We start from the raw sequence: 13,544 nt of genomic DNA, 5'->3' as shown, positions 1-13,544 counted from the left end.
CAAGGCCGAAGAAATCTTGGAAAGGCTGCGTTCTCACCCGCTCCGACAAGACTTTACCGCCCGCCAACGTCCAGCAGCTGCTCCAAAAGGGCCAGCCGTTCTTCACCAGAGTTTGTTCGCTCCTCAAAGATCAGCCTCCCTTCACGTAAGGAACTGGGGCGAATTCGATCAAAATGCTTCTTGATGTGCCGGGTGTCCTTGTTGTTGAAGGTCAACGCGATCCCTTTGGGACCTCCTTCGACGCTTCTGATGCCAAGCAGCTGCGCAGCTACTCTAACGCTCGTCAGGCGCAGCAAAAGCGCCAGATCGACCGGGAGGTCGCCAAACCGGTCGTCAAACTCTTCCGCGAGCGCCTCTACCTGATCCAGTGAGTCCGCTCGCAACAATCTTGAATACAGTCCGAGTCTGACGCCGGCGTCGCTGACATAGTCACCAGGAATTGCCCCTGATATGCCGAGGTTAACGTCGGTTTTAGACTGGCCGCTTTCTTTTCTTCCGGAGATCGCGCGCTCCAACAGGTCCTGATAAAGAGCGGTACCGATAACCTTTAGATGCCCTGACTGCTTGTCACCTTCGATCTCGCCACCGCCCCTGAGCTCCAGGTCGTCCAAACTGATCGACAGGCCGTCGCCAAGGCGATCATTGTCCAGGATGGTCGACAGCCGCGATCGGGTGGCATCTGCGAGGTTCCTGTCGGGCGGCAGGATCAGGTAGCATATGCCCTGAACCTTGGACCTTCCAACGCGGCCACGTAGTTGATGAAGTTGCGCAAGCCCGAAGCGGTCGGCACGCCAAATGAACATCGTGTTGGCGCGCGGCACATCAAGCCCGCTTTCAACGATATTGGTTGCGAGCAAGACGTCGCCATGTCCATCTGCAAAATCGACCATGATTTCATCCATCTCGACCGCCCGCATTTTCCCGTGCGCTACGCGGATCGTGAGTTCTGGTACGACATTGGCAAGCATAGCACGCAGTTCTTCGATATCTTCGATCCGCGGCGTAACAATGAAGCTCTGGCCGCCTCTGCGATATTCGCGAAGGAGCGCCACGCGGAGAGAAGCCTTGTCGAAGTCCGTCACCACCGTCCGCGCCGGTCTTCGCTCCGCCGGCGGGGCGGTCAGCAGGCTGGTGTCCTGAATTCCAATCAATGCGGTCTGCAGGGTTCGCGGTATTGGCGTAGCCGACATCATTATCGTATGGATGGCAGGCGCCAGCTCCTGCAGGGCTTGTTTATCCCGAACACCGAAACGATGTTCTTCGTCAATAATCAGCAACCACAAACGGGGCAGTGAAATGTCTTTGGCGAGTATCGCTTGTGTAGCAACGACGACACTGATGTCGCCGTTTTTCAAACCCGCCTTAACGCGCTTCGCCTCTTTCGGGGAGACGACCCGTGACAACATCGCCACTTCTATTCCCATGCCGGCAAATCGTCTGCTGAACGTCACGAAATGTTGCCTTGTCAGGACAGTGGTTGGCGATACAACGACGACTTGTCCCCCTGCAAGTGCGACAGCGGCGGCCGCTCGAAGCGCCACCTCAGTCTTTCCGAAACCCACATCACCGCAGACGAGCCTGTTCATCACCACGCCGGATGCAAGATCAGTCATGACGGCTTGGATAGCCGCAGCCTGATCCGGTGTTTCTCCATAGGGAAAACGGGAAGCGAATCTTGCGTATCGGGCCCGAGGCGGCTTCACCGCCTGCGCCGGAGACGCTTGGCGGTTTTCGGCAGTTTTTTTCAAATGACGAACCGCTGCGCGGATGTCTTTATCTACCAATGCCCGTTTCTTCTTCCAACCATCGGTATGCAACCGGTCGAGAGGAACAGCAGTGGCGTTGGAGCCATATCGCCAGATCTTACCGAAGTCGTCCATCGGCACAAGGATCGATGCTTCGCCATAATAGACGAGACGTGCCGCATCGCGAGTTTCGCCCTCAACTTCAACTGTTTCCAATCCGGACAGTCTGCCTATGCCGTAATCCTCATGAACGACCAAATCGCCGAGCTCGAGGTCTGGTTCGGTATTTATCCCGACCTGTGAGTACTGCGTTGGTATCGCCCGCCCCACAATGTCTGCCGTTCCAAGCATGGCGAGTCTTTGGTGGTGGTCAATAAAGCCATGATGCAGACGACGGGAAAGCCTCAGCAGACTTCCCGGCGGCGCGGTTTGATGGTCCAGCCATGTTCCAATCGGTTGAATGCTGAAGCCTGTCTGTTGCACCAATCGTTGGGTAGCGCGCTCGATATCGACCGACTCTCCTGCCAAGACGACGGTCCATCCTGAACGAATATGATCTTCGACGAAAGTCCGCAGTGCTTTGCCCGGACTGACAAATTCGCTGAATTGCGGAACTTCTTGAGCCGCGGTCGTGTCGATCTCAAAAGAAGGCAACTTGTTGATGAAAAACGTCCATTGGGCTTCATCGATATAGAGCGAGTGCTCGAAAGCTCGTCCGCCGAAAGCCACATGGGCGTGACGAGCATCATCAATCAATTCGAGATAGAACGGCAGTCGACGAAAGGTTTGGTCAGGCACCGCTATCTTGACGTTTTCCAGAATGTCGAATGCGCTCGGGAGTTCGCCATATTGTCGAAAAAGCCGATTGTACAGTGCGTCCGCCGTGTTGGCCGGGTCGTCCTTTTCTTCGTCGCGGCCAATTACCGCCTCCGACGCAGGTCCGAAAACCATCTCCTCCAGGGCCTTTGTCGTCCTTTGGCTGGTTGGATCGTAAAACCAAAGTTCCGAGATCAAAGTGTTGCGCAAGGTGACACGCACTGGGTAACGGCCGCCGGCTGGAAAGATGTCGATCAGACCGTCGCGAAATGCGAATTCTCCGGGCTCGTCGACATTTCCGTCCTCATAATATCCGGTCCGCTTCGCGAAGACCAGAAACGTGGTTATGTCGAAGCTCTCGCCGATCGCCAGGCGATACCAAGTGTCTCGGATGACCCCTAGTGGTGGTACCTTCTGCACCATTGCTTCGAGGGAGGTTACAAGAAGCTTGGGTCCTGTTGGGCTTTCGAGCCAGACCCTGAGAGCGTCCATGCGCCGGCCCATGCTGTGTCTTGAGGGTGGAGCGCGATCGTAGGGCAGGCAGTCCCAAGCAGGAAGCATAACGACCGGAGCGATCGGGTTCATCTCCATAACAGCGCTCGCGATCTGGGTCGCCGCCAACTCGCTTGAAGCAACATAGACCAGATTATGCGTGCTTTCCTGCAGCTCTCTCAAAAGGCTTGCTGCCACGAAAGCTGGAGGTGGCAAGCTATCGGAAGCGGGGCCGTTGGCAATGTCAGTCGCGGCGTTGGCTTCCATCAATTATATATTTCCAATCAGATAGCAGCGTGTGTGATTTTGAGACGGGCGCTTTTCACCAGGAAATTCGCTCTCCATCCAACGAGCTGAAATCCGCTCGCGACAGTGCACGTTAACCCGCTGGCCGCTTTTGACGTCGACAGGGGTGAAGTTTGAAGGTACCAGGAAAATCAATCATGTCAGCTTTCCGACAAGCTCAGCATAATCAGAAAACGTGAAATTCCTGCCCCGCTGCGCGGCTTCGTTGGCGAGGACGAGAACGCGGATCGGAAACAAGGTTGCCGCGCGATTCGAATTCGAGAGTTCGTGATCATCATCTTCGGCCACGGCCCTTTCAGCGCGGCCGAGTGCCGCTGCGATGTCCTGGTGGGTAAATGCGCCCTTCGCTACAAGAGCGTTGGAAAGCGCTGCGACTGCCATGATCAGTCCCTCGAGCTGTAGATTGGCGGTGTTCACAGTTGGCTCCTATGGGTTGGTAGAATTTGGCGTGGCAACTCTCTTCTGCAACCAACGAAAGACTCTGATCTCTTCAACATCCATCCATTCCAAGAGCCGCTCGCTTCTTGTCTTCAATTGTAAAACATCCCGCAGTTTTCCTTCGCGAAAGTCGTCGAAAACCGCGGGATGAATATAGGAAGATCGGCAGACAGAGCGGGTGTTAACAAGCTTTGCCGCGACCTGGTCAATTGCTTCGTTCAATTGTGTGGCGATCCCCCTTTTGGAGGCGGCGGCTTCAACTGGCGCAAGTGCAGCGACAGCCATGCAAGTCCCGCCCCAGGTTCGAAACTGTCTTGAGCTGAAATCCTCTCCCGTGACGTCGCGGATGTAGCCATTCACGTCGTGGGAAGAGATCGGACGACAGCCTCCCTCATCGCAAACATATTGAAATAGATGTTGACCGGGCAACTCCTGGAGCTTTCTTACAACATTTGCGATGCGACGATCACGATGGGAAAGATTCCACTCTTTGCCCGACTTGCCTTTGAACTTGAACTTGACATTCCCTCCATCAACTTTCACGTGGCGGTTTCGGAGCGTGGTCAGCCCGTATGAACGGTTCTCCTCGGCATAGGCGACGTTACCGATACGGATATAGAGATTGTCCAGCATCCAAACGACTGTTGCGAGCGCTTTGTCCATGGTGAGCCCTCGGGATCTCAGATCGAGATCCACTCTCTCGCGAAGGTCCGGTAGCCGTGCAGCGAAATCAACGAGACGTTCAAACTTCGCCCGTCCCCGCTCCATGTGCCATTCCGCGTGATAGCGGTACTGCCTCCGCCCACGTGCATCGGTTCCGACCGCTTGGAGGTGGGACAGCGGGTTCGTGGAGATAACGACGTCGGTATAGGCGGGTGGGATGGCCAAGGCATTCAGACGTGTGATTTCGGCTGGATCAGTGACACGTCGACCGTCCGGCATATAATACAGAAAGCCTTTTTTGCCCGGCCGTCGCGTGAAGCCGCTTTCGAGAGAAGACAGATAAACGAGGCCGGATGCCAGCTTTGCGCCCGCAGCGGCAGTCCTTACGGCATCTTTGGAAAGCATCTGGTTCATGACATCCGTAACTCCGGTCCCGGCCTTCCGGTTCCGGCTGCTAGTGAAGCCAAGAACGTCGGGCTGGTTTGGCCACGCCAGGCATCACGCGATAGTATCTGCTGCGGGCGTCATCGGCGCGCGATGTTTTGAGCTCTTCCTCAAGAGCCTGACGACGGGGCTTCGTGCACGGCCGCGCCGTAACCGAGGACCCTGTGGTCCTCTTTCGGCTTCCGGGTTATAGAATAGCAATGGCGCCGATAAGCTCGGCGAGAGCCATCTTCGCTCAGGACCTCCGCGCGGAGCTTGCTTCCGAGCTCCGGGTTTAATGTCGTCTCGCAGGGCGATTGATGGTCGTCACGGCATCTTGTCATCGCGGTTCCAAGCAGCTTGGTCGATCGAGAACCTTCAGCATTGCGTCTGGTCGATGTACATATCAGGGCGGCCCGAGGAGCCAGCTACCGATCGCAAGTCCAACGGCAACAAGGACAAGGCCGGCGACAATGATGCCTAACGGCACGACGCGGCCCGTCTGCGATATTGTCCGTGCGGATCCTGGCTCACGCATGGCGACGTCGTAGTTCTGCTGGATGTCCGGCTTCAATCCTGCTCGATCTTCAATGGCCATACCTGCCTGCTCCGGCGATATTGGCACTCCGCCGGCCTCTGCATCGGTTTCCATCGGTGCCGCAGCGGGATCAAAGCCTGATCGGCGATCGCCGCTCTGCCCGGATTGAATCTGTCCGCGCACCTGAGCACCGGTTCTTTCTTCTTGTTTTGTCATTGCTATTCTCCCACTTCAGTTTTGGGCTGCCGGATTTTAACTCAGGCCGACGACGACGAGCGATCCCACCGTGATCACCACGCCGATCATTAGTGTTGCAACTACGTAGATCATCAGCGGTCGATGTGAGGATCCCGGGTCCATTGTTGATTTCCTCTCTAAGTTGCCTGGCGTGCGAAGGCGACGACTGGGCCGGCGATGCGGTAAGCTGCTGCGTTGTCGATCTTTCGCCCACTCAAACCGTGCCAGAAGATCGAAGTTCCACCGAATCCTCGTTCGAGCGTTTTGCAGCTGGGCGGAACATCTTGGAGCGAGCGCAGGTCCAATTGGAGCAAATCATGAAAAACTCCCCATCGCACTCTTCTGGCTTGCCTGATTGCCCTCCCCGCTTTCACTTCGGGCGACGTCGACGGACAGCACGCCTCTGACTTCGCTGGGAAGGCGGCTATGTCAACATGTTCGAGATCGAGACAGCGAAAATCGATATTGCCCAAGGAAGGGCCGGAAGATGCCAGGTAGTTCGCGCAGGACATGCTCAAAGACCGTGGAAAGCAGCTGAGCGATGCAGCGAAAAAGGACGGTACCGACCGAGCTTGACAGTCAGCACCACAAAATTCTCGTAGCGCTGGAGAACAGTGACGCAGCGAACCTTGATCAGACTATCTGTCGACGAAATTACCCACCCACCACATCAGCGATGGCGAGAGGTTTCCGAAAACCTCTAACCCGATGCTCTGCGGCGACTGCCAACAGCCCGCGGCGTTCGGTAACCGCCGAATCTCAGGTTGTCGGACGCACGAATGAGTACAATGTTAGGCGAGCACGCGACCGTTTTGTCGAGGATCCCAAAGGTTCTGTTCTGCAGGATTGCGAAGCCGCGATTGCCGGAGCAAAGGCTGTCGCCCGCGAAGAGACGGAAAGGACACGCCCGCAGCCCATGGGGCGATGCGCGCCCTTGTCCGATTGGGTGGCTCTAACTCTCCTGCTTCTTCGCCAACAGCCGCGCTTTCCTCAAACGCTCGGTCTTTGCTTCGCGCTTCCGTCGCTCCTCATCTGCGACCTGCCTTGCGAAGCGGGAGGTTTCCTCAAATGCCTCCAAGCGCTGCTGCTTGCTACTTCTTGAAGGTTTGCGGGTGTCGCCTTCATACATTCGATCGTCCCGTTTATAGCTATACTCGACTGCCGGCTCTTATGGACGGCGATGGTTTCACTGCTTCTTCACCTTATCGCCACGGTCGCCTTGGCCTGGTTTGGCTGCATGTTGCGCTTTATGTCGGCGATCCGCCGACAGTGATTTGCTGACGTCAGTCGACTCCTTGAATCGGCCGCCTTCGTCGCGACGCACGTATCTTTTGTCTGAGGCGGTATCGACGAGTTCTCTTCTGGACATGAAACATCTCCTTTGTTTCCCCAGGGAAAACGCTTCGGCAAGGAAGAGTGTTCAGTACGCTAGCGTACCTGTCGTACGAACCAGAGAAGTAGCCGAGCGTGCGAATGATCGATGGTTCGAGCGTCAGGACACACAACCCAGACATGATCGGGTGCCGAACCAGCCTGTTTGGCATTGATGGCTACCTCATTCCGATGTCGCTCGATACCTGCCTCGGCCGACGTGCGAAGGCTGTTCGGGAACCTTCGTTCTCGCTGCTTGTTGAGACGCGGTTTAAGATATTAGACAGGAGATCGAGCGTGATCAAACCTGACACGGAGCGGAAAAATGAGCCATTCATTGCTCCATCTGCAGACAGCCCGAAGGAAAACCAGAGAAAGCGACGAGCAGCCAGCGGTTTGGTTGGAATCATCATTGTCGCAGTAGCGACCTTTTTCCTGCTTTACATCTGGATTGTAATTTATGGCCTCTCGGCAAGCTGGCTTAACTCCGGATGATTTGGTCGACTGCCCCTACCGAGTCAAATGTGCGTCACATCAATGTTCCCCGAGCGGGTGCGGCTGGGGCAATACGGCAGCTTCTCCTCGGCGACGCAATTCAGTCCTCGCGCTGAACCGAATGTCTGGATCTCGGTCCTGGCCGATGAGCCGCGAGGGCACAAATGCCACCGGTGGGTTTGAGTAGGCCAGATGCGACGCCTTCCAAAACGGCGCTGATGGCACATTGGCATCGATGAGGTGATGGACGGCCTGTCGGCCGAAATCCCTGGCCAGGATTGACCAAGAGCGCACCACGCGACCTTGACACGTGCTACAGGGCGTCTGCTTGAAGTTCGACGTCTTGCTACCCACCTCACAAACATCGAAGCGGCCAGTTCCGGCCGTCCCAAGATCGATGACCCGTACACGAGGGCTTGTGATTTCAGTCATCGATGACATGGCGACAACTCAAGATGTCCCTTAGAAGCGGCCCCTCCGCAGGGTTTGCCTCGCCATCAGTGACTCAACGCTTTGGCTATTTCCAACGCCAGTTGATCCTGGGAATATGGTTTGCTCAGCCTGTGAGCGTCAACGTGCATCCCATTTGGCAAATCCGCATAACCAGTCGCGAGCAGGACGGGAAGATCGGGACGAATTTCACGAGCCGCCTTGGCCAGATCGGCCCCATTCATTCCAGGCATGGAGAAATCCGTGATCATCAAATCGAAATCCTGACCATTTTGAAGGACCTGAATTGCCTCTGCGCCGGAGTGAACTTCAACGACTTCGTGGCCGAGATCGGTCACCATGTCCGCAGAGCTCATCGCGATCAGAATATCATCATCGACCAGCAGGATGCGCTTCGGGCCACTATCAGTCGGAGGCTCGATCTGTAGTTGCAACGGTTTTAGCAGTTGTTCTTCCCTGGCCTGTGCGACGGGCATCCATAATTCCGCCGTCGTTCCGGCGCCCGGCGAACTTTTCAGCCGAAAATGACCATTGAGTTGTAAAGCCAGCCCGTGGATCATCGAGAGACCGAGGCCCGTTCCCTTGCCGAGCTCCTTGGTCGAAAAGAACGGTTCGATGGCTTTGCTGAGCGTGTCCGGATCCATGCCGTAACCCGTATCGGTCACCGACAGGACCACGTATCGGCCAGGTCCGAGATCATCATCCAAATCGTCGACGGCCTCCTCCCTGAGGGCGACCGTCAACGTGCCTCCCTCGGGCATGGCATCGCGGGCGTTGACCGCCAGATTGAGCAGCGCCAATTCCACCTGATTGGCATCCGCCAGGACCCGTGGCAGGTCTTCCGGTATTTGTCGGAGGAGAGTGACCATCGGTCCGATTGATCTTTTCAATAGCTCTTCCATATCGGCCACCAACGACCTCATGTCGACGGACTTGACCTGCAGGTCCTGCCGCCGGGCGAATGCCAGCAGCCGTTGCGTCAACGAGGCGCCTCGCTTTGCACCCTGAACCGCGCCCTCGATCAAACGCTGCATGCGAGGATCGTCACCAACATTCTTGCGAATGAGGTCGAGATTACCGAGGACCGCCATCAGGAGATTATTAAAGTCGTGGGCGACACCCCCGGTGAGTTGACCGATCGCTTCCAGCTTCTGGGCCTGTCGGAGTTGCTCTTCCGCTTTTTCGCGCTGTGCGACCTCCGCCATGACAGCTGCGTGAGCCGCTTCCAGTTCCGCTGTTCGGGCTGCAACGCGCTCCTCGAGGACTTCGTTCAGCTTTTTCTGCTGCTCCTCGGCATTACGCCGATCTGTGATGTCGGCCAATACGCCGACAAGTTTGACAGCCTCGCCGCTACGATTTCGATAGAGCTGCGCCCTCATCTCCGCCCAGTGTACAGAACCGTCCGGCCAGATGGTACGGTATTCGATTGAGTAATCAGCACCCGTGTCGATGGTGGTAGCGACCGCAGCTTTCATTCGGTCGAGATCTTCGGGATGGATCGTGAAGAGAAGATCCTCGTAGGTGAATCGGTCCTCAGCCCCTCTGCCGAATATCGCGCGGCAAGTCTGAGATGTGGTGAGGACGTTGGTAGCGAGGTCGAGCTCCCACGCGCCGAGTCTGCCGGCCTTGAGTGCGGTCTGGAGCCGTCGCTCGCTTTCGTTCAGGGCCTCGATGCGCAGCCGAGCCTCAAATTGTCTGCGGCGGCCGCGCATCGCGGTATGTGCGATGCTGACAAATGTCGTGGCATGAAAAGGCCGCTCGAGGAAGCTGACATTGCCGAGAACCTCAGACAGGCGCGCGGCGGCGGGGTTGCGTTCGGGTCCACCCCCGCGATGGGTGAAGACGATAAACGGCATATCCGACCAGCTGGGCTGATTCCTGATCCATTCGGCAAGCGGTTTCAGATCTGCGGAACGGAGCGTCTCTTCCGTCAGAACGACAAATCCCGTGTTCTCGCCGATCCTCTGCAGCAGTTGCTGTAGGTCATTGACCGATTCCGAAGCCAATCCGGCTTCGGCAAGTAGTGCCTTTGCAATCTCGGCGTCACGGCCGGATGGAGCAAGCACAAGAATGGTCGTCGATAGGTCAGGAATCTTAATCATCCTCCGGCTGAGACAGCAGCTCTTCGCCTTTGCCCATGTAACTCGGAACCCCTCTTAGGACGCCCTGAAATTCGGAAAGCGGGGCTCCAAGGGTCAGGCCACATTCGCTGATCGTGAATTCCCGGATCGTGTCCTCGTGCTTTCCGGTGCGCTTCTTGATTACGGAAACAGCACGACGGATCTTTCCGAGCGCCTCGAAATAGCGCAGAAGCACAACCGTATCGGCAAGGTAGGTAACGTCGACCGGCGTCTTCATGTCGCCGACGAGACCGTGCTGAGCGACGGTCAGGAACGTCGTCGCGCCCTGCCTGTTCAAGTATTGAAGTAACTCATGCATATGCAGGATGAGCGCGTTCTCTTCCGGCATAGCGGCCTGATAGCCGTTGATGCTGTCCACCACGACAATCTTAGCGTCGAAATCGGACACGCGATCACGCACGCGCTGAGCGAACTCGCCGGGTGAGACCTCGGCCGCATCGAGCTGCTCTATATGGATCAGCCCCTGATCTCTCATCTTTTCGAGATCGATTCCTAAAGCCTTCGTTCGGTCAAACAGGAGGGAAAGTTCCTCATCGAACACGAAAACCACAGCTCGCCCTCCGCGCTTGACGAGAGCGTCCACGAACTGAAGCGCAAAAAACGTCTTGCCGGTTCCGGCCGGCCCGATCAGCAGCGTGCTGGATCCCTGTTCGATCCCTCCCCCAAGCAAACCGTCAAGCTCGGCAACGCCACTTCCAAGCGTGCTTCGGTGAAAGTCGGTTCTGTGCTCGATAGCGCGCAATCTCGGAAAAACCACGACGCCGCCGGTGTTGATGATGAAATCATGGTACCCACCCCGGAAAGCCTGCCCACGATACTTGACGATGCGTAATCGCCGCCGCTCTGAACCGTAGTCCGGCGCCAACTGTTCGAGGTGCACCACGCCGTGAACGACACTATGGACTGTCTTGTCCATAGTGTCCGATGTCATGTCATCGAGCAGCAACACGGTCGCACCGGACTTTGCAAAGAAATGCTTCAAGGCCAGGATCTGGCGGCGATAGCGGAGCGAACTTTGTGCCAAAAGCCTGATTTCAGACAGGCTGTCTATGACGACGCGTGCGGGCTTTAGCCGCTCGAACGCCTCGAAGATCATCTTGGTCGTCTCGCCAAGTTCCAGATCCGAGGAGTAAAGCAGGCTTTGTTGCTGGTCAGCGTCAAGCAGGCTCTCCGGCGGCACCAGCTCGAATATCTCGATGCTGTCGTTCAGTTCAAGCTCATGAGACGCTGCGCTGCTCCGCAGTTCTTCTTCTGTTTCCGACAAGGTGATGTAAAGACAGCGCTCGCCAAGTGCAGCCCCCTCGAGCAAAAACTGCAATGCAATCGTGGTCTTTCCCGTACCGGGCGCCCCTTCGAGAAGAAAGACATGACGGCGGGTCAATCCTCCCGACAGTATCTCGTCGAGACCAGCGACACCCGTTCTTGCCTTTTCCTCACTGCCTTTCGTCATTATAGGTCCGCTCCCTCAGCCGCAGATGGTATCAATAGAATTTCAATCTGCTTGATTATGTAAAAGCGGCGAAGCGCCAGAAAAGGGTATGAATGTAAAAGAGTTGATGGGGCATATTATGGGCACCTCCAGCATATTCACGATCAATCGACCGTCGTCGCGAACAGGGCGCTCAGAGACGAAAGCAGCTCACGTTCGGAATAGGGCTTTCCGACGAAGCCGACAGGATGCCACTGTTGAGCAAGCTGCCGCGTCCTTTCGTCGAGGTTCCCGCTGACAAACAGGGATGGAATATTCCAGCGCTGCCGCAGGGCCGCCGCCGTCTCGATCCCATTCGACCCCCGCGCCAGGTTCACGTCCATGATGGCGACATCGATCCTGCCACCAAGCTGTTCAGCCAGCGACAATGCCTGGAGCATGTCGGATGCCTGGCCTGCGACGATATGGCCGGCTTTGAGGAGCATGTCCTCGAGATCGAGGGCAAGCAGCATTTCGTCTTCAACGATCATGACCTGAAGAGGCATCACGACAGTTCCCTTGGAAACGTTACAGTGGCCCGAAAACCTTGCGTCGGATCCTCCTCTTCGATGAAAACACCTCGTATCTGTGCGGTCATGGATGTGACAAGCTTGCTCCCGAGGTCGGACAGACCGTTATCGTCGCTTTGGCGAGGATCCGGATTGGTGACACTCAATGCCAGGACGCCGTCCTCTGGGAGTTCTCGCAGCTTGACGAGGAGACGGCTGCCATGGGCTGGAGCCGCCTTCAATGCCGCAGTGACGAGCTCGTTCACGATGATCGATAGCGGAATTGCACGTTCTGTTGGCAACTCGATCTGCTCTACTTCCACCGCGATCGGACGAGACGGTCGCTCATTCGTTATATCGAGGCAGAGTTTTGTCAGATGATCGGCCATGTCGACTGTAAGCGAATTGGCGGTCCGATACAGATGCTCATGAACCGATATGACGGCTCTGACCCGTGAGATTGCCTGATCGAAGGCCTCCTTCGTCTTGGAGTCCCGCAACCGGCGCGCTTGCAGCCTCAGCGTACTCACGACGAGCTGGAGGCTGTTCTTGACGCGATGATTGACCTCAGCGAGCAACGCATCCTTTTGCTCAAGGAGCTCGCCCTGGGTCTTTACGGACACAGTCAGCGCAGCCTCCCTTTGCCGCTCGGTGGTAACATCCATCAACACACCGATCATTCTAACCTTGCCGTCGGACGTCCTTAGAACCTCGCCGCGGGATTCCACGTGTCGCACGCCCCCCGTCGGCAGAACGATACGATAGTCAAAACGCGCGGCAGTCTGGTCCGGGCTTGACTGGATGCGGCGAAGGCCCTCTTGCACCGCCGCAAGATCCTCCGGGTGAATCCGCGCGAAAAAGGGCGCGGCCACTGGCCCGCCCTCCCCGGGCAGGAACCCGAACATCTCATCGACGGCGTTGCTGCGTCGCCAGATATCGGTTTCCGGCTCATACTCCCAGGTCGCAAGATCGGCGGCATGCAAGGCAATCCTCAGACGGGTATCAGCCTCCCTCGCCTTCAGGACGCGATCTGTAACATCCATCGGATTCTGTATGATGTACTGGACATGGCCATCATCACCGATGACCGGCGTGTGAACAGGTGTCCAGAACTTCTGCGAAAATCCGCCACCGGGTTGGGGGATGTCGTATTGAATGACCGCCATTTCGTGCGGTTTGCCAGTTGCAAGGGCGTGGCGGAGGGAAACTTCAAGCGGCCCTTGCTCCACGGTCCCGGCAGCCTCGGGATTTTCGGGAAACGCTTCGAGAATGTGACGACCGACAATGTCGTTTCGCGCGCGCGATGTGAGCGAGAGATATGCGTCGCTTGCGGCGACGATCGTCAGACCGGGATCAAGCACAAGATAGGGCTGTGGCATCCCCTGAAAGATAGCTGCGAAGTTTGTTGTCTGCATCTATTGAGGCACTCGACTGCGGCTTCGTGCTCTTCCC

Annotated in this window: 10 protein-coding genes; 1 reads left to right on the top strand and 9 read right to left on the bottom strand. The window is 56.8% G+C overall.

All coding sequences use genetic code 11. The features are described from left to right. Window positions 1–53 precede the first annotated feature (53 nt). From FHT77_RS17245 to FHT77_RS17225, 5 genes are all read right to left on the bottom strand, one after another. Window positions 54–3,320 carry a DEAD/DEAH box helicase gene (locus FHT77_RS17245; protein WP_183756158.1) on the bottom strand — a complete coding sequence of 1,089 codons (3,267 nt, stop codon included), beginning with the start codon at window positions 3,318–3,320 and terminating at the stop codon, window positions 54–56. A 174-nt stretch (window positions 3,321–3,494) separates the two neighbouring features. Then, complete coding sequence (locus tag FHT77_RS17240; protein WP_183756157.1) at window positions 3,495–3,776, bottom strand: hypothetical protein; 282 nt, start codon at window positions 3,774–3,776, stop codon at window positions 3,495–3,497. Window positions 3,777–3,785: 9 nt separating this feature from the next. Beyond that, window positions 3,786–4,874: a DNA topoisomerase IB gene (locus FHT77_RS17235; protein ID WP_183756156.1), complete on the bottom strand. Its 1,089-nt coding sequence runs from the start codon at window positions 4,872–4,874 to the stop codon at window positions 3,786–3,788. Window positions 4,875–5,289: 415 nt separating this feature from the next. Next, window positions 5,290–5,637 (bottom strand): hypothetical protein, encoded by a 348-nt coding sequence (locus tag FHT77_RS17230; protein WP_183756155.1) that lies wholly within the window; start codon window positions 5,635–5,637, stop codon window positions 5,290–5,292. 1,207 nt (window positions 5,638–6,844) lie between these two features. After that, complete coding sequence (locus FHT77_RS17225; RefSeq protein WP_183756154.1) at window positions 6,845–7,027, bottom strand: hypothetical protein; 183 nt, start codon at window positions 7,025–7,027, stop codon at window positions 6,845–6,847. A gap of 104 nt (window positions 7,028–7,131) precedes the next feature. On the opposite strand from FHT77_RS17225, the gene FHT77_RS17220 reads away from it, so the two are divergent. Beyond that, window positions 7,132–7,524, top strand: coding sequence for a hypothetical protein (locus tag FHT77_RS17220; RefSeq protein WP_183756153.1), 393 nt, complete (start codon window positions 7,132–7,134; stop codon window positions 7,522–7,524). Window positions 7,525–8,021: 497 nt separating this feature from the next. On the opposite strand, the gene FHT77_RS17215 is transcribed toward FHT77_RS17220, so the two are convergent. From FHT77_RS17215 to FHT77_RS17200, 4 genes are all read right to left on the bottom strand, one after another. Continuing rightward, complete coding sequence (locus FHT77_RS17215) at window positions 8,022–10,076, bottom strand: response regulator (RefSeq protein ID WP_183756152.1); 2,055 nt, start codon at window positions 10,074–10,076, stop codon at window positions 8,022–8,024. After that, window positions 10,069–11,565, bottom strand: a complete 1,497-nt coding sequence (locus FHT77_RS17210; protein WP_183756151.1) for an ATPase domain-containing protein — start codon at window positions 11,563–11,565, stop codon at window positions 10,069–10,071. The genes FHT77_RS17215 and FHT77_RS17210 overlap by 8 nt, the downstream gene beginning before the upstream one ends. A gap of 143 nt (window positions 11,566–11,708) precedes the next feature. Further along, window positions 11,709–12,089 (bottom strand): response regulator, encoded by a 381-nt coding sequence (locus FHT77_RS17205; RefSeq protein WP_183756150.1) that lies wholly within the window; start codon window positions 12,087–12,089, stop codon window positions 11,709–11,711. Next, window positions 12,089–13,507: a sensor histidine kinase gene (locus tag FHT77_RS17200; RefSeq protein WP_183756149.1), complete on the bottom strand. Its 1,419-nt coding sequence runs from the start codon at window positions 13,505–13,507 to the stop codon at window positions 12,089–12,091. Before FHT77_RS17200 ends, FHT77_RS17205 begins: the two co-directional genes overlap by 1 nt. Window positions 13,508–13,544: the final 37 nt, after the last annotated feature.

The organism is Rhizobium sp. BK181 (assembly GCF_014193305.1).
In the GTDB taxonomy this organism is placed as follows: Bacteria; Pseudomonadota; Alphaproteobacteria; order Rhizobiales; family Rhizobiaceae; genus Rhizobium.
This window is presented reverse-complemented; position numbering and strand designations above follow the sequence as displayed.

Excerpts from the sequence above, each read along its gene's own strand:
- FHT77_RS17245 (WP_183756158.1), bottom strand. The coding sequence starts at position 3,320 with ATGGAAGCCAACGCCGCGACTGACATTGCCAACGGCCCCGCTTCCGAT.
- FHT77_RS17235 (WP_183756156.1), bottom strand. The coding sequence starts at position 4,874 with ATGAACCAGATGCTTTCCAAAGATGCCGTAAGGACTGCCGCTGCGGGC.
- FHT77_RS17230 (WP_183756155.1), bottom strand. The coding sequence starts at position 5,637 with ATGACAAAACAAGAAGAAAGAACCGGTGCTCAGGTGCGCGGACAGATT.
- FHT77_RS17225 (WP_183756154.1), bottom strand. The coding sequence starts at position 7,027 with ATGTCCAGAAGAGAACTCGTCGATACCGCCTCAGACAAAAGATACGTG.
- FHT77_RS17220 (WP_183756153.1), top strand. The coding sequence starts at position 7,132 with ATGATCGATGGTTCGAGCGTCAGGACACACAACCCAGACATGATCGGG.
- FHT77_RS17215 (WP_183756152.1), bottom strand. The coding sequence starts at position 10,076 with ATGATTAAGATTCCTGACCTATCGACGACCATTCTTGTGCTTGCTCCA.
- FHT77_RS17210 (WP_183756151.1), bottom strand. The coding sequence starts at position 11,565 with ATGACGAAAGGCAGTGAGGAAAAGGCAAGAACGGGTGTCGCTGGTCTC.
- FHT77_RS17205 (WP_183756150.1), bottom strand. The coding sequence starts at position 12,089 with ATGCCTCTTCAGGTCATGATCGTTGAAGACGAAATGCTGCTTGCCCTC.
- FHT77_RS17200 (WP_183756149.1), bottom strand. The coding sequence starts at position 13,507 with ATGCAGACAACAAACTTCGCAGCTATCTTTCAGGGGATGCCACAGCCC.